Origin of the sequence: Microbacterium pygmaeum, assembly GCF_900100885.1 — a bacterium.
GTDB classification, from domain to species: domain Bacteria; phylum Actinomycetota; class Actinomycetes; order Actinomycetales; family Microbacteriaceae; genus Microbacterium; species Microbacterium pygmaeum.
In genome coordinates, this window is the sequence record NZ_LT629692.1 from 3215760 (window position 1) to 3238346 (window position 22587).

Sequence of the window (22587 nt, forward strand, 5' to 3'; positions counted from 1 at the left end):
AGTCGCCTCAGGGATAGACGGTGATCTCGGCCGCGACCGCGTCGGCCGACCACACCGGGAAGCCGGCGAGCGCGCCGTCTCCGGTGAGCGAGAGGGATGCGCGGATGCCCGGGCCGGCCGGCTCGAGCGAGTACACCGCACCGGCTGACAGCCGGACCGCGGTGCTGGTACCCGCGGGGACGGTCACCGCTTCGGAGGTCGCCCCATCGGTGGAGGTCACCGTGACGGCGAGCGCTTCTCCGGTCGGATTGGCCAGGGTGAGCACCGGGGCGGGGCCGGTCGGCGCGGCGAACAGGCTCGGCACGTCCACCGACGGGGCCGAGGTGTACCAGGCGAAGTCCGCGCCTTCGGCGAACCCGGTCGTCTGCCACACGGCTGCGACGATCGCGGCCTCCGCGGTCACCGCGACGGTGTAGCTGCCGGTCGGCAGGCCGGTCAGTTCGACCTCGGTCGGGGCGCCCGCGGCCAGCGGCACCGACGTCGTGGTGATCGGAGCGCTCGCACCGACCGGGGTGACTGTGACCGTCGCCGTGCCGGGCGACGCGGGTGCGAGCATCCGCAGCACGGTCGTGGTCTGCGTGGTCCCCGCCGTGGCCGGGATCTCGGTGACCGCGACCCCGGGGATGATCTGCTCGAAGCCGGGCATCGCGATGGCACCGACCTGGTCAACGCCGCCGGGCACCAGGGTGCGCGTGATGCTCGTCTGCAACGACGCCTGCACCGGTGCGCCGGTGGCCGTGACACGCACCACGGGGCTCTCCTCGCCGAGGATGAGCCCGGCCAGGGGCACGATGATCTGCCCTCGTGCGGGGACGACCAGATCGGTGCCGCCGGCCGGAACCTGCGGTTCCCCCGATCCGTAGACCGTGAGCTGCACGGTCGCCGGCACGTCACCCGGGTTGGCCAGCACCACGAGGTCGGCCGCCCCTGTCGCCGCCGACCCGCCGACCAGCCATGACTCCATCAGAGGCGGACGGCAGGCCGATGCCGCGAAGCCGCCGAGGTCGTCGGCGACGACCGTCGTGGAGCCCGATGCGGCGACATCCGTCCTCGTTCGATCCTGCGGCTGCGCGATCAGCGCCTGCGGGGCCGACAGCCCATCGACGATGACGGTGCCGAGCGTCTCCGAGATCGGCTCCGCGCGGCCGGCCGGCACGCCGCCGGTGACGGTCTGGGCGGCCGCCGTCACCAGTCGACCGGTGGAATCGAGTTCGCGACCGACTGCGAGCAGTCCGCCGTCGCACACGACGACGCTGTCGGAGGGCGCCGGCGTCGCGGCGATCGCAACCGGCGCGTGGACCACGCCCGGCCACGGAACCGAGACCGCGGTCACGACGCCGACCACGAACAGGATCAGCACGAGGGTGCCGGCCAGCAGCCGCGCGCTGGTCGTGGCCCATCGGAAGAGTCGGCGATCGCTCATCGGCCCTCCTGCCAGTACGGACCGACCACGCGCGAGGTGCGCCGGGCCTGACGCCGCGAGGCTGCGGTCGGAACCGCCAGCAGCAGCGCGATCCCGACGGCAACGAGCTGGGCAAGCGCGAGCCCGCGGCCCAGGTCGTGCGCGGCCTTCGGCTCGGCCGGCCGAGCCTGGACCTCCTGGGTGACGCGCCACAGCTCGCCCTTGGCGGTCTCCCCCACCGCATCCAGCCCGGAGCGCTGATCCAGCGCGGTGGCCGCCGCCAGCCGGAAGGCCCGGGCGTTGTCGGTCTCCGGCTCGCCCGACGGCGCGAGCAGGACGAAGCTCAGTCCGTTCTCGGCCAGTTCCGCGACGACGTCCTCGGCGGCGGAGGTGACGAGGTCCGCCGCGAGCATCGCCACCTGCTCGTCCTGCGCCGACGCGGTGATGCGCGTGGTCAGCATCGTCGCCTGGCCGTCCAATGTTTCGCTGCCGCCCCACACGACGCGCGCCGACACGCCGCCCTCGTTCTGCGGCGTGAGCACGATCGTCCCGACCTCGGGATCATCCTTCCCCTCCGCGGCCACGTACGCGGGCAGCGTGCTCACTGGACCGTTCGTGAGCACGTCCGCGTGGCGTGCCGTCGCGGTGAGCGCCGGCACGGACAGCACGACGACGGCGAGGAGCACGACGACCGTCGCGAGACTCCGCACCGCGGCCATCCGCGGCGCCAATCCCGCGTCGAGGGCGGCGAGGGCTCCGCCGAGGGCACCGAGCCAGGCCAGACTCAAACCCGTCCCGGGCCAGATCGCCACGGCCTGCGACTGCGTGAAGACGACCGCGAACCCGACGGCGCCGAACGCGGTGGCGATGCCGAGGGCGGCGATCACCAGCAGCGCGATTCCGGACGCCCATCGCTGCGTCAGCGGGGCGACCAGCGCGAGCAATGCGACGGGTGCGGCCAGGAGCGGCACCCACCATGTCGGCAGGCCGGGGACGAATCCCACCCAGCCCGCGAGGTCGGCGGTCGGGAAGCCCGCTGCCAGCAGCGCACGACCCGCGGCATCCGCCGCCACCTGCGGTCCCGCCCACACCGCTCCCGGATCCGCGAGCAGCCCCCACACGTTCCCGGCCCGCACCTGGTACCAGACCAGGGGCGCCGCCAACAGGGCGGACGGGATGATCAGCCAGATCAGGTGGGAGAGCCCGCGTCCCGCACGCATCGACAGGACGAGCACGACCATGCCGACCCAGATCAACGCGAGCGCAGGAGCCAGCGAGGGCGCGCATGCCAGGACTGCGACCAGGAGCAGGGATGCCGCGCCCGCTGCCACCCACGACCTGCGCGCCACTGATCCGGCGTAGAACAGCCAGGGCAGCAGCAGGTGGAGCATCACGGCCGCCGGCCGCCCCGCGGTGAGCGCGACCAGCAGGGTCGGGGCCAGAGCCCACACGACTCCCCCGGCGATGCGCAGCAGGGGGCGATCGGTCACGCGGGTGGCGGCGAACCACCCACCCAGTGCGGCCAGCGGAAGTGCCAGGAGCCACAGCACGACCAGCGCCCGTGACGGCTCGGCGGGTGAGAGACTGCCGATCACGGCGAGCAGGCTCGAGAACGGATCCGCCGGGCCGATGCTCTCGAGTCCGACCGTGCGCAGTCCGTACAGGGCGTTGGACCACAGCTGCCCGAGGCTCGTGGAGAGCGGCTGCAGGGCGCCGCCGCCGAGGACCGACCAGGCGGTCAGCGCGGGGAACGCGGCGACCGAGACGACTGCGGCACCCAGGACGAGCCAGGCTCCGCCGCCGATGAAGAACTTCAGCTCCCCGCGGCGCGGCGCCGCCGTGGCATCCGCATCGTCATCGAGCCGTTCGCGCATCTCCCGCGCCGACACACGCAGCGGGGAGATCAGCGACCACGGCGCGGAGCGGGAGGAGCGGATGCCACGGCGCGTGCGCGCCACGGCGCCGAGGCTCACCAGCCCGACCGCGGCTGCGCCCCACTCGGGCCCGACCAGGCCGGGCTGCTTGCGGACGATCTGCAGCAGGGTCCGCCAGACGGCGATCGGCAGGATCGAGAGCCAATGCAGGGGAACGGCGAAGGCGGGGGCGTAGGACAGCCAGCGGTGCAGCTGCGCGCGGCGGGACGCGAAACCGCGGCGACGACGCCGAGCGGGCGTGAGCGGCGCGGGCAGCCCGGCGACGCCGTCGCCGGACACAGCGATCAGCGCGGTCGGGGCGAGCAGCACCCGCGACCCGGCGAGGCGGGCGCGCACGCCGAGGTCGAGTCCTTCGTCGGCACCCGAGAGGCCTCGGTCGATTCCGGACAGGGTCCGCCAGGCATCCGCTCGGACCAGGATGCCGCGCACATCCGATCCCAGTACGTCTTCCTGCGCGTCGTGCTGACCCTGGTCGAGCTCGTCGTCGGCCAGGCCCACCGAGCGGCCGAAGCCGGTCATGCTCACCCCCAGCGAGACGATCTCGGTCCGGTCGGCCCAGCGGACGAGCTTCGGCGCGACGAACGCCACCGAGGGCGCCAGTTCCAGCGCGCCGACCAGGCGGGCCAGAGCCTCGGGTTCGGGCGCAGTGTCCTGCGCGAGGAGCCACACCGCATCGCCGGTCAGGCGCAGGGTCGCCATGGCGGTCGCCGCCGCGTACGAGGTGCCGGCCGGGGCGGCGATGACGGATTCCGCCGTGGACGAGCGGGCGACCTCGGTCACACCGGAGTCCTCGCCGCACGTGACGATCGTGAGGGCATCCAGCGGCTGGGACTGCTCGGCCAGCGCGGCGAGCGTGCGCCGCAGATGGTGCGCCGCCGGTGTGCGCCCGTCGGGGCGCACCACGAGGATGGCGTGAACTCTGGCGGGCATAGGCGTTCAGCCTAAACGCGGGTCGCGCGGCACCCGGGCGTACGCGCCGTCGGCGGCGGAACCCGCGAGATTCCGGCGCGCTGGCGGATCAGCCCGCGCGTCGCTTCAGCTTGCGGCGTTCGCGCTCGCTGAGGCCGCCCCAGATGCCGAAGCGCTCGTCGTTCTGCAGCGCGTATTCCAGGCACTGGTCGCGCACGTCGCACGTGGTGCAGATGCGCTTCGCGTCGCGCGTGGAGCCGCCCTTTTCCGGGAAGAAGGCTTCCGGATCGGTCTGCGCGCACAGCGCGTCGGTCTGCCAGCCGAGCGGGTTGCCGTCGTCGCCTTCGAGCGGACGACGCACCCCCGGCACACCCAGCTGAACCGGATCGACGAACCAATTGTCGGGAACGCCGGAACGGTAACCCGTCATCTCGTTCTCCCACCCCTTGAAACAACCCCCCACGCCGGTTCGCGTGTACGAGTAATTACACCGGTGTAGTTCGCCGAGGTCAAGTCGCAGATCGTAAAGCCTCACCCCGCGCTTGAACGTTTAGACGCGCCGTCGGCGTGTCGCGGTCGATCACGACAACGTCACGAACGCGATGCTGACGCGGTCACGCCTCGGCGCCGGGCTCCGCCACGAACGCCTCGCCGTGGCCATCGAGGCGGACTGCGTGCTCGTCCGGGGTGACGAAGACTGCTTCGCCGGGCTCCAACGTGATCGACTCCCCGGTTTCGGCGCCACGGACGGTGACCGCGCCCGCGGTCCCGAGGACGATCGCCGGGCCGCCGACGGCCACGCTCACGGGGCGCCCCGCCGGAACGATCGCATGCGTCAGCGCGAAGTCCGGCACATCCACCTCGAACGCGGCGGCACCGTCCTGCGGCGACGGCCGCAGGACGGGCGGCAGGCCCGGAGCGGGATCGAGCAGGCGGACCAGCTCACCGACGTTGATGTGCTTGGGAGTGAGCCCTCCGCGCAGCACGTTGTCACTGGCGGCCATGATCTCCACGCCGAGCCCGGCCTGATAGGCGTGCAGCACGCCGGCCGGGACGAACAGTCCCTCGCCGCGCGTCAGGACGATGAGGTTCATCAGCAATGCGATGACCACTCCCGGGTCGTCGGGGTACGCCTTGCCCAAGGTGCGCAGCAGCGCGAGCTCCGCCGCGAACTCGTCGGATTCCGCCGCCTCCCCCGCGGCCACGATCGCGTCGATCTCGGCCCCGGCGTCCCCCGACAGCAGCCAGGCGATCGTCTCGCGCATCGCATCGCCCTGCGCCCCCGGGTCCTCGTCCTCCTGAGGAAGCCGAGCCGCGACCGCGGCGCCGGCGGCACCGAGTGTCCCGAGGAGGCGGCGGGTCGCGGCGAGATCCCGGAGGCCGGCGAGCGCCGTGAAGGTGTCGCTCACCGCGACGATGAGCTCGGGTTTGTGGTTCTCGTCGCGGTACGTGCGGTCCGCGGCATCCCGATCGATCCCTGCCGCTTCTTCGCGGGCGAAGCCGGCCGCCGCTTCGGCACGCGAGGGGTGCGACTGGATCGACAGCGATGAACCGGCCGCGAGCAGCTTGAGCAGGTAGGGCAGCCGAGGGGGGATGCCGAAGCCCGCCGCCTCATCCTCGAGCCAGACGTTCAGCGGACGACCGTCCGAGGTCATCGCGGGGCTGCCGGGGTGATCGCCGAACCACACCTCCGCCTCCGGCGCGCCCGACGGGGCCCGGCCCTGGAGTTCGGGCAGCAATGTCGCTGACCCCCAGTCGTAATCCCGCGGAACATTGGAGAGGGCCACCAGCATGGCCTCAGTCTAGGCAGGGCGCGCCCGGTACTCTGAGTTCACGATGGCCGTCCACACCAAGCACCCGGCGTCGGCTCCGCCGGCAGCACCGGTCCGCGAGAAGACCGGCCATCTGCTCCTGCGCGGCTGGTGCATCTTCGTGCTGTTCATGGCCCTGTCGGGCACCGCGTGGATCAACGCCTTCGGCAACACCGTGACAGCCGTCATCACGATCGCCGGCGGCGTGCTGTCGGTGGGGCTCTGGTTCGCGGTTCGCCCGCCGGTGCAGTGGCGCCGTCTCCCCTGGTTCACCTTCGCCTACGTCGCCTGGGCGGCCGCGTCGTTCCTGTGGTCGGCCTGGCGGGAGGCGACGGCGCTCACCCTGCTGCTCCTGGTCATCACGACCGTGCAGGCGCTCTTCATCGGCAGCGTGCTCAGCTGGCGCGAGATCGTGCGCACGATCGCATCCGCCCTCAAGTGGGTCATCGGGCTCTCGCTCGTCTTCGAACTGTGGGTCTCCGTCTTCGTGCAGGGACCGATCCTGCCGGGCTTCGTCCGACCGACCGAGAAGATGGACCCGATCGTCTATTGGTCGCGCGACAACCTCTTCGACGGCGGCCGCATCCAGGGCATCCTCGGCAACGCCAATCTGCTCGGCCCGATCGCGCTGCTGGCGATCGTCGTCTTCGCGATCCGCTTCGTCGCACGCTCCTCCAACCGGTTCCTGCTCGGGGCGTGGATCGTCCTGGCGGCCTACCTGTTCTACCGCGCAGCGTCGGCGACGGCATACGTCGCGGCGGTGGCGGTCCTGCTGGTACTCGGCACGGTCCTGATGATGCGCCGCGCGCGACGACCCGGAGCCCGGACCAGGTACTACATCGCCTATGCCGTCGTCGGGATCGGCGGAGCGCTCGCCGTGTGGCTGGCCCGCGGCGCGATCTTCACGGCGCTCGGTCGCAGCGCCGACCTCACCGGCCGCGAGGCCATCTGGGAGCAGGTCCTCGCGCGGGCCGCCGAGCACCCGGTCGTGGGCTGGGGCTTCTCCACGCCCTGGATCACGACCGACCCGGCCTTCGACGGCTGGATCATCGACCACGGCCAGACCGTCATGCAGGCGCACAACATGTGGTTCGACGTGTATCTGCAGCTGGGGATCATCGGCGTCATCCTGATGGCGGGCGTGTACTTCGCGTTCATCTGGCGGTCCTGGTTCTTCGCCGTCGACCGCCCGCGCTGGGATCTTCGCGACGACCGCCCCTACTCTCCGCTGACGCTGCTGCCGACGCTCGTCGGGGCGATCCTTCTCGTCCAGGGGCTGGCCGAATCGAACCCGCTGCTGCTGTGGGGCTGGCTGTTCGTGGTCCTCCTGGCGTTCAAGATCAAGCAGTCCCCGCACGTCGGCGAGGGCGCGGCCGAGCAGCGCATCGCCATCGAGCGCGGCGAGACGCCGCCGCCGGGGCCGTGACCGACGCCTCCGGCGGTGTGCACCGCTCGCGCGCGATGATCCTGCTCTCCTCCGCCGCCCTGGCGCGTGCGTACAGCTTGACCGTGCTCGGCGCGGTGCTGTCCGGGTTCGCGATCGAGCGCATGACCGGCCGGGTCACGTACGTCTCGATCATCGTCGGCCTGTGCCTGATCGGCCTGGCGATCCTGGTCGCCCGGCGGCGCGAGATCTCGCTGGTCCGGCTCGTGCCGACCTCGCTGGTGCTGTTCGTCGGGTGGGCCCTGGCGAGCGCCTTCTGGAGTCTCGACCCGTCCGGCTCGGTGTGGAGCTGGGTCTCCACCGCCGCGCTCGCCTTCCTCGCCGTCACCCTCGGCCACATCCGCGACACGCTGCAGACCGTTCGGGCACTGGCGGACGTGCTGCGATGGCTGCTGTCGATCTCACTCGGCCTCGAGGTCCTCGCCGGCATCGTCCTGGACACCCCGCTCCGCTTCCTGGGCATCCAGGCGAACATCGCCCAGTTCGGCCCGATCCAGGGCATCTTCGGCACCCGCAACATGCTGGGCTTCGTCGCGGTGATCGCGTTGATCACGTTCCTCATCGAATACCGGACGCAGTCGGTGCGCCCGGGGCTGTCGGTATTCTCGGTCATCCTCGCCGGAGGACTTGCGGCCCTCAGCGACTCCCCCACCGTCGTCGTCCTGGCGATCGGGGTCGGCGCCGCGGTCGGCGCCCTCGCGCTGGTGCGGCATGCACGCCCTGAGCGGCGCACCGCGCTGCAGTACGTGCTCGGCGGCGTGGTGGTCGTCGGCGTCCTGGTGGGCTCGCTCGCGCGGCATCCGATCATCGCCTTCCTCGGTGCCGGCACCGATTTCTCGATGCGCGTGAACCTGTGGAACGAGATGACCGAGTATCTGCGCTCCCGGCCCGTGCAGGGCTGGGGCTGGTTCGGTCCGTGGAACACCGGCGAGTTCCCCTTCAGCGCGATCAACTACGCGCTGAAGACGACTCATGCGACCGGCCTGAACTCGTACTTCGACGTGCTGCTGCAGCTGGGCTGGATCGGCCTCCTGCTGTTCCTGGGGCTGGCCGGCGTCGCACTCGTGCGGTCGTGGGTGGATGCCAGCGAGCGACGCTCGGTGATCTACGCGTGGACCCCCCTGATCCTGGTCACCCTGCTCATCGACTCGATGTTCGAGAGCTTCTCGCTGTTCGGCTTCGGCTGGATGCTGCTCGTGCTGTGCGCCGTGCGCGCCGGCCACTCCCGGTCATGGCGAGAGCGGATCGACGCGATCGATGTCGAGCCCGACCTGCCGCGCGCCCAGGAAGAGCCGGGCGGGCCACGGTAGACTTTCCTTCTCGGCCCGACGCCTCGGCGCCCGCCCGTCTACGGAAGTCTCCTCGTGCCCCATATCCTCCAGAACGTCGTCTTCCCCACCGACCGCGACCCCGATCTGCTTCCGCTGTACGTGGATCCCGAGACCTGGTCGGTCATCGACGACGAACCGGTGCGTGTGTCCAATCGCGCACAACTGAGCAACATCCTCGGTCGCAACACAGCGCGCATCATCGCCGGTCGTCGGGTCTCGTTCGGAACCTACTTCAACGCCTTCCCCGCCTCCTATTGGCAGCACTGGACTCGTGTCCGCGAGGTGATGCTCACAGTGCGCACCACCGGCGCGGCGACCATCCTCGTTTATCGGTCGAACGGCTCCGGCGTCCGCCAGCGGATCGAGACGCGAGAGGTCGACGGCAGCGCCGTCTCGCAGTTCGCGCTCACGCTCGACCAGTACAGCGACGGCGGGTTCATCTGGTTCGATATCGTCGCCGACGAGCAGACGGCGCAGTTCGACGGCGCAGAGTGGACGACCGAGCAGGAGCCCGTCCGCGACGGCAAGGCCTCGATCGGGATCACCACCTACAACAAGCCGGACTACTGCATCTGGACTCTGATGAGCCTCGCCGACTCGGCGGATGTCCTGGAGCTGATCGATCGCATCTTCCTCATCGATCAGGGGGATCGGCGCGTCGACGCCCAGCCGGAGTTCGACCAGGTCGCCGAGTCCCTCGGTGACACGCTCCAGATCATCACCCAGCCGAACTTCGGCGGCTCAGGGGGTTTCGCCCGCGCCATGACGGAATCCCTCGCACGACCGGAGAGCGACTTCGTGCAACTGCTGGATGATGACGTACGGCTGGAGCCGGAATCCGTACGCAGGTCGATCGTGTTCGGACGATACGCCACGGTGCCCACAATCGTCGGAGCACACATGTTCGACCTCCTCGATCGACCGAAGCTGCACGCGTGGGCGGAAGTCATCGACGAGTCGCCTTTCATGTGGCGCGCCCTCTATCAGGAGAAGCTGCCGCACGACTTCAGCGTCGCGAATCTGCGCCAATCGCCCATGCTGCACATGCGGCTGGACGCTGACTACAACGGCTGGTGGATGTGCCTCATCCCCCTCGACGTGATCCGTGAAGTCGGTCTCGCACTTCCCGCCTTCATCAAATGGGACGATGCGGAATTCTGCATCCGCGCGCGGGAAGCGGGATTCCCCACGGTCTCGATGCCTGGGGTCGCACTCTGGCATGTGTCCTGGGTGGGGAAAGACGATTCGATCGACTGGCAGGCGTACTTCCACGCTCGCAACCGCATCGTGGCCGCTCTTCTGCACTCGTCGATCCCCGACGGCGGCACCCTGCTGCGACACAGCCGCAGGGTCGACCTGAAGCACCTCATGATGATGCAGTACTACCCGGTGGCGCTGCGACACAAAGCGCTTCGGGACATCCTCTCCGGGCCGTCTCACATGCGCGCGAACTTGGCCACGGCCATGCCTGCTGCGCGCGCGATGGCGAAGGACTACCCGGAGACGCGGGTCCAGAAGGACACCGGCGTGCCGTTGCGATCGCGGCATGGGCGTCAGGTCTTCAAGCGGCTCTCCCCCCACGCACTGGACAGCCCGACGGGCCTGCGCCTGCGGTTGTTCACCTTCACCACGCTCATCGCGCACTGGCTGCACGCGCCGAAGGCGGAGAACGTCGCTCGACCCGAAGTCGAATTCGGGAAGAACGACGCGCACTGGTGGCGCGTCCCCCTGTTCGACTCCGCTCTGGTCAGCGCGGCCGACGGCTCGGGGAAGAACATCTATACGCGAGACCGGGCGAAATACCGTCGACTGCTTCGGGACAGCGTGATCCTGCACCGCCGACTCCGCCGAGACTGGTCGAAGCTGGCGCGCCGCTACCGAAGTGCTCACGCCGACCTGACGTCGTTGGAAGCGTGGGAGAAGACCTTCGAGGCGAACCGATGAGTCCTACGCGGAGCCCCGCAGATGCCCGGCCCAGCACATTCGATCCGTCGACCGCGACGATCGCAATCGTGACGTTCAACCGCTCCGGTCTCCTGACCCGACTGCTCGAGAGCATCGCGCTCATGGATCCCAAGCCCGGGCACGTGGTGATCGTCGACAACGCCTCGACGGACGACACCACCGAACTCGTCGAGTCGTACCGCGAGAAGCTGGGCACCCAGCTCGTCTATCGTCGACTCGAAACGAACACCGGCGGCTCCGGCGGATTCAGCGAGGGTATGAAGGTCGCATATGAGCTCGGATCCACCTGGATCTGGCTGATGGACGACGACGTCGAGATCATCCCCGATGGCCTGGAGCGGATGGGTCACTGGACGCCACGGTTCAAGAGCATCCAAGGCCGCCGCTACGACTTCGACGGCAGCGAGTTCTACTGGCAGTACCGCGTCGCCGAACCTCTTGCCATTCCTATCCCGTTCGCGCCGGCAGGCTTCGACGAATCGGGTTTCAAGCCGATGAACTCCGGGTGCTTCGAGGGGATGTTCATCCACCGCGACATCGTCGGTCAGATCGGGCTGCCCGATCCCCGCTTCTTCATCTACTGGGACGATCAGTTGTACGGCTGGTTGGCGTCACGCAAGACGACCTCGGTCATCGTCGACGAGTTCGTGCTTCGACGAACCCGCGAGATCAAGCAATGGGACATGGGCATCCGCCACATGAACGCCTCTAGCAACGCGTATCGCTACTACATCATGCGCAACCGCGCGCACATCAAGAACTACTACCGGGCGCTGCATGTGTACAACCCGGTCCTGTTCGGCGCGGGCACCGCACTGACATTCGGCAAAGAGCTGATCAGGCTCTTCTTCGTGGAGCGGACCGTCCGTGGGACCTCCAACCTGTTGCGCGGGCTGCGCGACGGCGGCAAGATCGCTCGCGATGCCTCGTGGCGGCCGATGCCGGCGCTGGAGGGTGTCGGCGGCTGACTCCAGGTGCAGTCAGCCGCGCCGCAACAACCTGCCGAGCGTGCGCAGCGGGCCGGTGACGCGCCAACTCGTGCTCGTCATAAGCGCCGCGACATGCTCCGTTTCAAGGCCGAGTCGCGCATGCAGATCTTCAATCAGGTCATGCTGGCGCTGACCGTTCTCCGCCTGCGCCCGAACAACCTCGCGGACCTGTTCGAGTTCCACCGGCAGAGAGAGAAGCCAGCCCTGCTTGGCGCACACGTCGCCGAGATGCGCGAAATCGGCGCGGATGCCCGCTGCGGTCGCCGCATCCGCCTCGAAGAGCGCACGAAGGGCTGGCTGCGGCTTTCCGATGCTCAGCACCCCGAGACCATGACCGTGATCGAATGCGAACGATCGCCCCGGAACGGACACCTCCTCCCACAACCGCCACACTCCGAAGCCGTTGTCGCGCTCGGCTATGTCGTGGAAGAGGACGATGCCGCCGTCGCGCACCGTGTCCACCCATTCGGTGAAATCCTCGAGGACATCCTCGTACGCGTGTCGACCATCGATGTGCAGCAGGTCTACGGATGACTTCGCGAATCGGGCCCGCGATTCGCTGAAGTAGCCGCGGAACAGTTGAACCCGATCTGCGTAGTCCTCCCGCGCCGTCGTCCGGACGTAGTCGAACACGTCGTCTTCATAAAAGCCGGCGTGATCGTCGCCTCGCCAGGTGTCCAGCGCGTACACCGTCATCGGGACGTCCAGACGCTTCCCGGCTTCAGCAAAGGCGAACGCGGAGTACCCGTAGTGGGTGCCCAACTCGACAACGACCATCGGTCGGAGCGCGTCGACCAACCATGATGCGAACGGTGCATGGGTCCACCAGGCAGATGTCGGAAAATGAGCTGGGATGAGATAGGCCGCCGGGGTGAGCCAGAACGGCGCGGTCACGATCCGTCACCCGCGTTGTAGTCCGCGTTGTATCGATCGAGCACATCGCCGATCGAACCGTCCATCGCCAGGCGCCCTCCGTCCAGATACAACCCCCGGGTGCAGAAGCGGCGCAGGTCCTTCTCGCTGTGACTCACGAAGAACAGCGTCCGTCCCGCAGCCAGCAACTCATCGATTCTCCGGTAGCACTTGTCCCGGAACGCCTTGTCGCCCACCGCGAGGACCTCATCGACCAGAAGGATCGGCTCCTCCAGCTGGGACACGACCGCGAACGCCAGCCTCACCTTCATCCCGTTCGAGAGATGCTTGTACGGAGTGTCGACGAAGCTATTCAGTTCTGCGAAATCGATGATCCCGTCGAATCGACGAGCGACCTCGCTCTTGGACATGCCGTGCAGACCCGCGGTGAGACGGACGTTCTCTCGAACCGTCAGATCACCGACGAAGCCGCCGGTGATCTCGATGAGTGGAGCCACGCCGCCGCGCACTTCGACAACTCCCTCATCAGCGAGCAGGACTCGGGCGACAAGCTTGAGCAACGTCGATTTACCCTGCCCGTTGCGGCCCACGACGCCGATCGACTCCCCGGGCCGAACATCGAAGGATACGTCGCGCAATGCCCAGAATTCGTCGGGACGGGATCGCCGAGAGGATCCACTGAAGAGGTCCTTGAAGCTTCGCCTTCCCCGTCGGTTGCGGCGGAACCGAACTCCGAGGCCGCGGACCGCGATCGCAAAGTCAGCCATCACAGCTCTTTCAGGACGGGCCGCTCAAGACGGCGGAAGACGAACGCCCCCAAGGCCAAGAAGGCGAAGCTCATCACCGCAGCGAGTACCACGCTGAGCGTATCCCACACTTCGGGGAAGAAGCCGATGCGGTAAAGGGTGAATATCCCCGACAGCGGATTGAAGGCGGCAAGCTGCTCGAATGCGCCTGGTAGATCACTCACGCTGTAGATGATCGGCGAGGCGTAGAAGAGCACTCGAAGGATGAGCTTGGTAGTCCGCTCCAGATCTGTGTACAGCACGCATAGCGGCGCCACGAGCAGTCCGAGACCGACGAGGAGAACGGTCTGAAGGAGCACGGCAACTGGAAACCACAGCAGCCCCCAACCCACCGGGGCACCGGCGACGATTGCGAACCCGATCAGGACCGGAATCGAACACAGGAACTCGATCCCCTTGCTCAGAACGATGCGATTCACCCAGATGGATCGTGGAATCGCCGTCGATCTGATTAGTCGCGCATCTTTGCTGAATGCTCGAGTGAAGTCCGAGACTGCCGCATTGAACCACACCCACGGCAGCAACGCCGTGATCAGAAAGACGATGTACGGCTCGTGGCCGACGGTCCGCTGGAAAACCTGCGTGAATACAAACCAATAGATGAGGCTCATCACCAACGGGTCGAGAACCGACCACAGGTACCCTAGGGCGCTGGTGGCGTAGCGCACGCGCAGATCACGCGACGACAGCAGCCAGAGCGAGTGCACATAACGCTGCGGCGAGCCGAGGGCGCCGACGGCCGCTGTTGTCACGGATCGAGCCTAATGGCGCGACCCGCGTACGGACTCCGCGTCGTTCCTTCGCGGCCATTCACGCAGCATCAGCCGATCGCCGAAGCACGCAAACCACGTTGGATGTCGACATCACCACGGGCATCGTCGGAAAGTAGAGAGCCTTCAGGGCGCCTCCGACGACCTTGGCCAAGACCCCGCCCGTGTACTTGTAGACACCGTGAGCGAAGGAGGTTTCGAACCCGCGACGCGTCTCTGCACGAAAGCGCACGACATCGAGTCCACATTCGACGGCGTATTGCCCCATCTTGTATCCGCCGATCGCATTGACATGCGTCACATCGCCGTTCTGGAACGGGTTCCCGATCCACGAATCGGCATTCGGAAAACGAAGAAGGATGCGTCCCCCGTCGCGCAGTTTCCGTGTCAAGCCGCGCAGGAACTCGATGCTGACGTCAGGGGGAATGTGCTCGAAGACGTCGAAAGCGACGATCAGATCGTACTCACCGTCGGCGAGCGCATCCAGGTCGCCCGCGGGGCGTGCGTCAAAACCCGCCGCCAGGGCGACCTCGATCAGCTCCGGCTGCAACTCCGTTCCGGTCACGGACCAGCCCTGAGACCTCGCGAATCCGAGGAAGACACCGTTGCCGTATCCGACTTCGAGCACACGCCTGACCGCGCGGCCGCGGACCGCCTCACGCAGCTCCCGCTGGAAATAGATCGCATCCCCGCGCGACAGGGTTCCGAACTTCTCACCCCACCCCTTCCATGCGACATAGGAGCCAACACCGTCGTCGGCCTCGTTGCTGATCGTCATGCTTCGATGATGCCCCAGCCTCAGCCGATCCGCGCACGACGCATCACGTCGCGCGGAAAGATGCCGGCGCAGAAACGCGCCGAAATCGTCGGCTAGCATGGTGGGCTGGTGTCCGGAGGAGGGATCGCACGTGCAGTCATCTCATCGAACTCGGTCCAAGACGGTGGCCGTCGCATTCGATCTGGTCTACCCCCAATCAAAGGGCGGAGGCGAACGGTACTACCGCGGGTTGGCTGAAGAGCTCGCCCGGACAGGTCGGGACGTCGATTACCTGACATCAGATCAGCCGAGCAGCGAGGCGGAGCCGCAGAACATCCGTCTCGTGGCCGTGTCTGCTCCGCTCCGTCTCTACGATGAGGCTGGAGTGCGGCGGTGGCAGGCCGCCGTCCATTACACGTGGGGGCTGTTCCGAACGTTGGTGCGCAGTCGCCGTAGCTATGGATCGGTCATCGTGAGTTCGACCCCCGTTCTGAATGTCTTCGCGGCGAGAGCCGCGCTCCTCGGGTCCGGAACCCGCGTGGTCGTCGACTACCTGGAAGTCTGGGACCGCCCGAAATGGATCGAGTACGCCGGCCGCATCACAGGTTTCATCGCGTGGTTGCTCCAGCGTGCAGCGATATGGATCACTCCCGCGGCAACGTGCCACGCACAGCTCACAGCTCGCCGACTTCGGGGGGAGGGTTACCGTGGACCTCTCGCCATCAGCCCCGGCCTCATCGACGGAATCGGCAACCCGGGAGCCTTAACGGCCGCGAGTCGGCCGCCGTTCGTGTTGTACGCGGGGCGCCACATCGCCGACAAGCAGATCGAGTTCCTCCCCGCTGCGGTGGAAGAGGTGCGACGCACCATTCCCGATCTGGAACTTGTCATCCTCGGCCGGGGATCGCACACTGACACGATCCTCGAGGCAGTCGGGGATCGCGATTGGGTGAGCCTGCCCGGATTCGTGGACGAGGAGGAACTCCGCCACCTGTTCTCGACAGCCGCGTGCTTGGCGAATCCATCGCGCAGAGAGGGCTACGGTCTCGTGGTCGTCGAAGCAGCAGCCTGGGGCACACCGGTCGTGTTGGTCTCCGACGAGAATAATGCGTCGACCGAGCTGATCGCGGAGGGCGTCAACGGATTCGTCGCTGCCTCCACGGCGCCGGGCGCTCTCGGCGCCGCCATCATGTCAGTTCTGCAGGGCGGTGAGGAACTCCGTCACCGGACTCGCGAGTGGTACGAGGAAGCAGTCCGCACGCGGACGATCGAGAAGACTGTGCAGGGCATCCTGCCGATGCTGGATGGCGCGACCAGAGCCGGCTCGTCGGCCTGACTCCACGACGCATTCAGGCGATCTGATTGTTCCACATGGACAGCGCGGAGCCGATCGCCATGTGCATGTCGAGGTATTGATACGTGCCGAGACGCCCCCCGAACAGAACGTCCTTCTCACCCTTTGCGAGCTCGCGGTACGCGAGCAGCCGGGCCCGATCGTCGGCGGTGTTCACCGGGTAGTAGGGCTCGTCCTCGTGCTCGGCGAAGCGCGAGAACTCACGCATGATCACGGTCTTGTCGGTCGGGTAGCGATCGGCGCGTTCGGGGTGGAAATGCTTGAACTCGTGAATGCGAGTGAACGGGACATCCGCGTCGGCGTAGTTCATCACGGGCGTCCCCTGGAAATCTCCGACTGGGAGGATCTCCTGGTCGAAGTCGAGGGTTCGCCACGCGAGCGCACCTTCGCTGTCGTCGAAGTATCGGTCGATCGGTCCGGTGTAGACGATGGGCACCTCCCCGACAGTCGCCGCTTTGTGAAGTGGCTGCGATTCGTCGAAGAAGTCGGTTCCCAGGCACACGTCGATGTTGGGATGATCTGCCATCCGCTCGATCCACGCCGTGTAACCCTGCGTGGGAAGGCCTTCCCAGGTGTCGTTGAAGTATCGGTTGTCGTAGTTGTATCGCACCGGGAGACGACTGATCACCTCGGCGGGGAGGTTCTTCGGGTCCGTCTGCCATTGTTTCGCGGTGTAGTCGCGGATGAACGCCTCGTAGAGTGGACGACCGATGAGGGCGATCGCCTTCTCTTCGAGGTTGACAGCACTCTTCACGTCGAATTCGCCGGCAAGCTCGTGGATGAGCACTTTCGCCTCGTCTGGCGAATAGGCGGCCGCGAAGAACTGATTGATGGTGCCGAGGTTGATCGGCAGCGGGAACACCACTCCCCGGTGATTGGTGTACACCCGATGCTGGTAGCCGGTGAAGGTCGTGAATCGGTTCACGTACTCCCACACCGTCGGATTCGACGTGTGGAACAGATGCGCGCCGTATCGATGCACTTCGATGCCGGTCTCCGGCTCGTCTTCGCTGTACGCGTTCCCGCCGATGTGGTGGCGGCGATCGATGACGACGACCTTGCGCCCCGAGGACGCCGCTCGCTCCGCGATCGTGAGGCCGAAGAACCCGGAGCCGACGATGAGAAGATCCATATCCGTGCTTTCGTGAGGACGGCGGTGTCAGGCTGCCAGAGCGTGACGGAAATAGTCCACAGTCGACTGGAGCCCGCTGGCGAGGGCGACGGTCGGCTCCCACCCGAGTTCGCGGCGCGCTCGAGTGATGTCGGGCTGCCGCTGCCTCGGATCGTCCTGCGGCAGCGGACGGTATTCGATCGACGACCGACTGCCGGTGATCTCCAAGACCGCCTGCGCCAGCTCGAGCATGGTGAACTCACCGGGGTTGCCGACGTTGATCGGCCCTGTCACGTCGTGACCGGTGCCCATCAGTCGGACCATGCCGTCGACCAGGTCGTCGACGTAGCAGAACGATCGGGTCTGAGAGCCGTCGCCGTACATCGTGATGGGCTCGCCGCGAAGCGCCTGCACGATGAAGTTGGAGACGACGCGTCCGTCGTTGGGATGCATTCGCGGACCATAGGTGTTGAAGATCCGGATCACCTTGATGTCCAGATCGTGCTGGCGGCGATAGTCGAAGAAGAGCGTCTCCGCGGCGCGCTTGCCCTCGTCGTAGCACGAGCGCGGGCCGATGGGATTCACATTGCCCCAGTACTCTTCGGTCTGCGGGTGCACGGCCGGGTCGCCGTAGACCTCCGATGTCGAGGCCTGCAGGATCGGCACGCGAAGGCGCTTCGCCAGCCCCAGCATGTTGATGGCACCGACCACGCTCGTCTTCGTGGTCTGCACCGGGTCGTGCTGGTAGTGCACAGGAGAGGCCGGGCAGGCCAGGTTGTAGATCTGGTCCACCTCCACGTACAACGGGAAGGTCACGTCGTGACGGAGCACCTCGAAGCGCGGATTGCCGAAAAGGTGCTCGATGTTCGCCCGGGCACCGGTGAAGAAGTTGTCGACGCAGATGACCTCGTTGCCTTCTGCCAGGAGCCTCTCCGATAGATGGGAGCCGATGAACCCGGCGCCGCCGGTGATGAGGATCCTTGACGACATCCGATCAGCCTAACATCGGGGTGCGCGCCGCCACGGCTGTTCGGATGGGTGCGCGCAACGACCGACGCGGCGGTCTCAGCGTGTCGCGGATACCATCCGGCGCTGACCCAAAGTGCGTCCGATCGCGCCCTCGAAACGCCCGAGGAACATCGGCCAGCCATCGGCGAGCGTGATCGGTTTCGGGTTTCGCACCCCGTAGAACAGGCCGGCGAGTGTGAAGGCCGCACGCCACCACAGCGGGTAGCGGTGCGTCACCATGGCATGACCAGTCCCGCGGCCGTACGCGCGCATCTTCCGACGGCGTTCCGTGCTGGTCAGGCCGAAAGCAGTTGAGATGCCCTCGACATGCACGTCGGCGGGGAACCACGTGAACCGCTCGGCGACCTCGGGACGCCGGTGGATGATGCGAAGCAGCAGGTCGGTGCCCTCGGCCACCTGCCAGGGCGTGCTGCTGCCCGGCCCGATCGACTCGTCGAAACCGCCGACCTCCTCGAAGATCGACCGGCGCAGGAGAATCCCCATCTCGATGACAGACCAAACGTTCCACCGGTCCAAGGTGGTTCCTGCGGGGGGCATCTGCGTCTTCGGCCCTCGCTCGTCCCAGGACGCGAAGCCGCCCGCGAGGAAGCCAGGCGCATCGACGCCGGCGCGGATGCGTGCCAGCATTCCCGGCGGGAACACCGACGTGTCGTTGGGGAAATTGACGACGAGATCACCGGTGGGCAATGCAGCCACACCCGTGTTCCGCCCGAGCGAGGCGCCTCGAGCCGATTCCGTGGTCGTCACAGGCACGCCACGAGAGGCGAACTCCTCCACCAGCGCTCGGACCTCTTCCTGTCGTCCCTGGGCTACCAGGACGACGTGGTCGCCCCCCTCGAGTTGCCCTGTCAAGGAATCCAAGAGAGATCGCAGCGGGTCGATCCGCCCCAGTGTCGTGACGACGAGTCCAAGATGCACGAGAACGATTCTCCTCTATGGTCGGTTCGCTGCGTGTCGCGACGGCCGCACCCCGCGAGTCACCCTCCGCTGAGCTCGATCAGGCGATTCCACCCTGACACGGTCCGCTCCCAGGTGTACCGTGCGGCGTTCTGCCGACCGAGGTCGGCCAGGGCCGCCCGGGCATCGGGATCGGCTGCAAGCGCGGTCATTGCCGTGGCGAGCGCACCTGCGTCTGTCGCGGAGAAGTACAGTGCCGCATCGCCGAGCACCTCGCGATTGACAGGGACATCCGACGCGATGACAGGCAGGCCGAGGCTCTGCGCCTCCACGGGCGGCAACCCGAACCCCTCGTGCAGCGACGGCCAGATGAACGCGGTCGCCGACCGATACGCTTCCGCGAGCTGTTCGTCCGAGAGCGGCCCACGCCACTGGATTCTATCGGCCGGGACCTTCCGCTCCTGCGCGTACGGCCGCAGGGCGGGGTCGAGCTGCCCGATCATCTGCACGGTCGAGCCGCTCCCCTCGGACATTTGTCCGACCGCATCGATCACGGTCCTGATGTTCTTGCCCGCACCGTGGCGGCCGAAGACCAGAAAGCCCGTGTTCGCCGACGACAACGGGGCTGTCACGAGGTCGTCGCGATCGAAACTGTCCGCTCCGGGATAGACGACGTCGATCCTCGCGGGATCGACGCGGAACTGCTCCGCGATCTCTCGCCGGGAGGCTTCACTAATCGTGACGACCCGTTGCCCTTTGCGCAGCATCCCGAACCGCACCGCAAGTTGCCACTGCGCACGGAAGAGGGTCGCGAAATCCTTCGGGCGGAGCGCAGGGGCGATGTCGTGCAGAACGGTGATCTGTCTTCGATAGAGGATCGGCGCGATGGTGGCCGGATTCACCAACAGCGGGACGCCGCGCCGGTGAAGCCACGACGGAAGTTCGATCTGCTCCCATGCCGGACCGCTGAGTCGCCCGATGCTTTCATGCGGGACGTCCGGAACACGCACATCGTCCGGAAGGGACGGGGTCACCAGTACGACATCCCCTCGGAGTCGGGAGAGCCCCTCCGCGAGTTCGATCGCGAATCGGCGGGCGCCGCCGAAGGAGTTGAGCAGGAACCTCCCGTTGATCACCACAGTCACCGGGCCATGGTATCCGCGTGCACCGGCCGGGCAGGTGTAAGCGAACTGGAAGGCGGAGGGTGCGGGGCTCGGGGAGCCCCCAGGCGCCTCGGATACGATTGCTGACTGCTGCCCCGAAGAAAGAGAGTGTGTATGAGCGCGGACTGGCTGGTCGCTGTTGCGCCATTCGCCGTCTCCGCACTTCTTTTCATCGTTCCGGGCTTGATCGTCCGACTCGTCGGATGGAACGTTCGCGCGATCACGCCATACTTGTTGGCGCCGGCGATCTCGACCGCCATCGTGGCCGTGGCGGCCAACGCGGCGCCGGTCCTCCGACTCCCGTGGACGCTGCTTCCGGTAGCGCTCGTGACTCTCCTGGCCGCCGGTGCGGCTTTCGGTCTGCGCCGCTGGGTCGGTCCCGACCCGGTCGATCGTCCGCACCCCCGCCGGATCATCGCGGCCGCCGGCGGGCTGCTGCTGGCTGGCACGGTCGTGGCGCTGCAGCTGATCTACGTGTTCGGTGGACCCGACACCATCTCGCAGACCTTCGACAGCATCATCCATCTGAACTCGATCCGCTTCGCGCTCGACGCCGGCAGTTCGTCTGCGCTCACGATCGGCGCCACCTCGGATATCGGCTTCTACCCGAACGCGTGGCAGAGCTTCGTGACGCTGAGCGCGAGTCTCACCGGGGTCGACATCCCCACCGCGGTCAATGCGACGAACATCGCGGTCGGCGCACTCGTGTGGCCTGCGTCCGCCATGGCGCTGGCAGCAGTCCTGTTCCGGGAGCGAGCTGCGGCCCTCGCGGCATCGGCTGCCCTCTCGACCGGGTTCGGGGCTTTCCCCATCCTGCTTTTCTACTTCGGCGTGCTGTACCCGAACGCTATGGGCTACGCCAACCTCGGCGCCGGGGTGGCGGCGCTCGTGCTGCTGCTCCGCGCGCGAACAGCCGCTGCTCGCGTCCGCGAGGCGGTCCTCCTTCTGGTCGTGTGCGCCGCAATCGGCCTTGGACATCCGAACGCGTTCCTGGCGCTCTTCGCCATCGGCGCCGTCATCACGCTGTATGCCGTCTTGCGTACGGCGCTGATCGAGCGCGCACGCCGTGTCTGGGTGACCGGCGCCGCCGTCGCAGTCGGGGTGGTCGCCGTCGGGGCGGGACTTTGGCAGTACTCACGCACCGGATTCGAGATGTCACGCTGGGGCCCGTGGCAGAGCACCGCGCAAGCCTTCGGTGAAGCCATTCTCGCGAGCCCGCGCGGATATCCGATCACGATCGCCATTTCGGTACTGCTTCTGCTCGGCATCCTCACGCTGGCTCGACGTCCCGTCCGTCTGATCATCGGCATCCCCTTCGCCGTCGCCGCCTTCATGTTCGTGCTGGCTTCCGGCGCCGGAACGGAGAATCCCCTCCGCGAGCTCGTCACCAACCCCTGGTACAACGATTCGTTCCGGTTGGCCGCCCTCCTCCCCTTCGCCGCGATCCCCGTCGCGACCTTCGGAGCGGTCGTCCTTGTCGACTTCGTGCGAGGTGTGCTGCGTCGTTGGTCCACTCCGCGGCTCGTGTCGGGCCTGATCGCGACGATCGCCGCGCTCGCACTCTTCGGCGTCGGTGTCGGCCCGAACGTCACCCGCACCGCGCAGGATGCCCGGGGTTCCTACGCGTACACGCCGAGCTCCGCGCTCGTGACCAGCGACGAAGCCGCCTTGCTCGCGCGACTGGACACCAACACACCCCAGAGTGCCGTGATCCTGGGCAATCCGTGGACCGGTACCTCGCTCGCATACGCCCTGTCCGATCGGAATGTGGTCGAGCGCCATATCTTCGGCACCCGCAGTGACGATGAGGTCTTCTTGGACGAGCACCTTCGCGAGATCGAGGACGACCCGCGGGTGTGCGCCGCTCTCAGTCGCCTCGGTGTGGATTACGTCCTGGACTTCGGAACGCAGAACGTCTTCAACAGCCCCGACTCCGGCCTCGATCACACCGGACTCAACGACCTCGTCCCCTCGCGCTCGCTCGTCCTCGTCGATTCCGAGGGTCCGGCCGCAAGGTTGTTCCGCGTCGAAGGCTGCTGACC

Annotated in this window: 18 protein-coding genes; 6 read left to right on the forward strand and 12 right to left on the reverse strand. The window is 67.3% G+C overall.

Features of this window, described 5'->3' with window-relative positions:
- Positions 1-7 precede the first annotated feature (7 nt).
- The 4 genes from BLT19_RS15485 to manA all read right to left on the reverse strand — a co-directional run bounded on the left by BLT19_RS15485 (position 8) and on the right by manA (position 6038).
- Entirely contained in the window at positions 8-1423 is a 1416-nt protein-coding gene (locus BLT19_RS15485; protein ID WP_091492095.1) for a DUF5719 family protein, read from the reverse strand.
- Positions 1420-4266 carry a glycosyltransferase gene (locus tag BLT19_RS15490; protein ID WP_091492097.1) on the reverse strand — a complete coding sequence of 949 codons (2847 nt, stop codon included), beginning with the start codon at positions 4264-4266 and terminating at the stop codon, positions 1420-1422. The genes BLT19_RS15485 and BLT19_RS15490 overlap by 4 nt, the downstream gene beginning before the upstream one ends.
- An 88-nt stretch (positions 4267-4354) precedes the next feature.
- Entirely contained in the window at positions 4355-4675 is a 321-nt protein-coding gene (locus BLT19_RS15495; protein ID WP_091492100.1) for a WhiB family transcriptional regulator, read from the reverse strand.
- 184 nt (positions 4676-4859) lie between these two features.
- Positions 4860-6038, reverse strand: a complete 1179-nt coding sequence (gene manA, locus BLT19_RS15500; RefSeq protein WP_091492102.1) for a mannose-6-phosphate isomerase, class I — start codon at positions 6036-6038, stop codon at positions 4860-4862.
- Between the two features lie 43 nt (positions 6039-6081).
- Here manA and BLT19_RS15505 point away from each other — a divergent pair, with 43 nt between their 5' ends.
- Genes BLT19_RS15505 through BLT19_RS15520 form a run of 4 tightly spaced genes read left to right on the forward strand, consistent with a single transcriptional unit; the run spans position 6082 to position 11764 of the window.
- The gene (locus BLT19_RS15505) at positions 6082-7482 is read left to right on the forward strand and encodes an O-antigen ligase family protein (protein WP_091492104.1); all 1401 of its coding nucleotides are present in this window, start codon (positions 6082-6084) and stop codon (positions 7480-7482) included.
- Positions 7479-8810 carry an O-antigen ligase family protein gene (locus BLT19_RS15510; RefSeq protein ID WP_231917685.1) on the forward strand — a complete coding sequence of 444 codons (1332 nt, stop codon included), beginning with the start codon at positions 7479-7481 and terminating at the stop codon, positions 8808-8810. Before BLT19_RS15505 ends, BLT19_RS15510 begins: the two co-directional genes overlap by 4 nt.
- Positions 8811-8864: 54 nt before the next feature.
- The gene (locus BLT19_RS15515) at positions 8865-10775 is read left to right on the forward strand and encodes a glycosyltransferase (protein ID WP_091492107.1); all 1911 of its coding nucleotides are present in this window, start codon (positions 8865-8867) and stop codon (positions 10773-10775) included.
- Positions 10772-11764, forward strand: coding sequence for a glycosyltransferase (locus BLT19_RS15520; RefSeq protein WP_091492110.1), 993 nt, complete (start codon positions 10772-10774; stop codon positions 11762-11764). The genes BLT19_RS15515 and BLT19_RS15520 overlap by 4 nt, the downstream gene beginning before the upstream one ends.
- A 12-nt stretch (positions 11765-11776) precedes the next feature.
- Here the strand turns inward: BLT19_RS15520 and BLT19_RS15525 are convergent, their stop codons facing one another.
- Genes BLT19_RS15525 through BLT19_RS15540 form a run of 4 tightly spaced genes read right to left on the reverse strand, consistent with a single transcriptional unit; the run spans position 11777 to position 15111 of the window.
- Positions 11777-12679, reverse strand: coding sequence for a class I SAM-dependent methyltransferase (locus BLT19_RS15525; RefSeq protein ID WP_231917686.1), 903 nt, complete (start codon positions 12677-12679; stop codon positions 11777-11779).
- The gene (locus BLT19_RS15530) at positions 12676-13425 is read right to left on the reverse strand and encodes an ABC transporter ATP-binding protein (RefSeq protein ID WP_091492113.1); all 750 of its coding nucleotides are present in this window, start codon (positions 13423-13425) and stop codon (positions 12676-12678) included. The genes BLT19_RS15525 and BLT19_RS15530 overlap by 4 nt, the downstream gene beginning before the upstream one ends.
- The gene (locus tag BLT19_RS15535; RefSeq protein WP_091492117.1) at positions 13425-14216 is read right to left on the reverse strand and encodes an ABC transporter permease; all 792 of its coding nucleotides are present in this window, start codon (positions 14214-14216) and stop codon (positions 13425-13427) included. Before BLT19_RS15535 ends, BLT19_RS15530 begins: the two co-directional genes overlap by 1 nt.
- A 58-nt stretch (positions 14217-14274) precedes the next feature.
- Positions 14275-15111, reverse strand: coding sequence for a class I SAM-dependent methyltransferase (locus tag BLT19_RS15540; protein ID WP_091492119.1), 837 nt, complete (start codon positions 15109-15111; stop codon positions 14275-14277).
- Between BLT19_RS15540 and BLT19_RS15545 the strand changes: the two genes are divergently transcribed.
- A complete protein-coding gene (locus BLT19_RS15545) occupies positions 15110-16327 on the forward strand; it encodes a glycosyltransferase family 4 protein (RefSeq protein ID WP_091492121.1) in 1218 nt (405 codons plus the stop codon). The two genes, BLT19_RS15540 and BLT19_RS15545, sit on opposite strands and share 2 nt — an antisense overlap.
- A gap of 13 nt (positions 16328-16340) precedes the next feature.
- Here BLT19_RS15545 and glf read toward each other — a convergent pair whose 3' ends face one another.
- The 4 genes from glf to BLT19_RS17795 form a co-directional block, all read right to left on the reverse strand.
- Positions 16341-17477, reverse strand: coding sequence for a UDP-galactopyranose mutase (glf, locus tag BLT19_RS15550; protein WP_091492123.1), 1137 nt, complete (start codon positions 17475-17477; stop codon positions 16341-16343).
- A gap of 27 nt (positions 17478-17504) precedes the next feature.
- Entirely contained in the window at positions 17505-18446 is a 942-nt protein-coding gene (locus tag BLT19_RS15555) for a UDP-glucuronic acid decarboxylase family protein (RefSeq protein WP_091492126.1), read from the reverse strand.
- A gap of 75 nt (positions 18447-18521) precedes the next feature.
- Positions 18522-19403, reverse strand: coding sequence for a glycosyltransferase family 2 protein (locus tag BLT19_RS15560; RefSeq protein WP_157681876.1), 882 nt, complete (start codon positions 19401-19403; stop codon positions 18522-18524).
- 59 nt (positions 19404-19462) lie between these two features.
- A complete protein-coding gene (locus tag BLT19_RS17795) occupies positions 19463-20527 on the reverse strand; it encodes a glycosyltransferase family 4 protein (RefSeq protein WP_172825649.1) in 1065 nt (354 codons plus the stop codon).
- A 132-nt stretch (positions 20528-20659) separates the two neighbouring features.
- On the opposite strand from BLT19_RS17795, the gene BLT19_RS17800 reads away from it, so the two are divergent.
- Entirely contained in the window at positions 20660-22585 is a 1926-nt protein-coding gene (locus tag BLT19_RS17800) for a DUF6541 family protein (RefSeq protein ID WP_172825650.1), read from the forward strand.
- Positions 22586-22587: the final 2 nt, after the last annotated feature.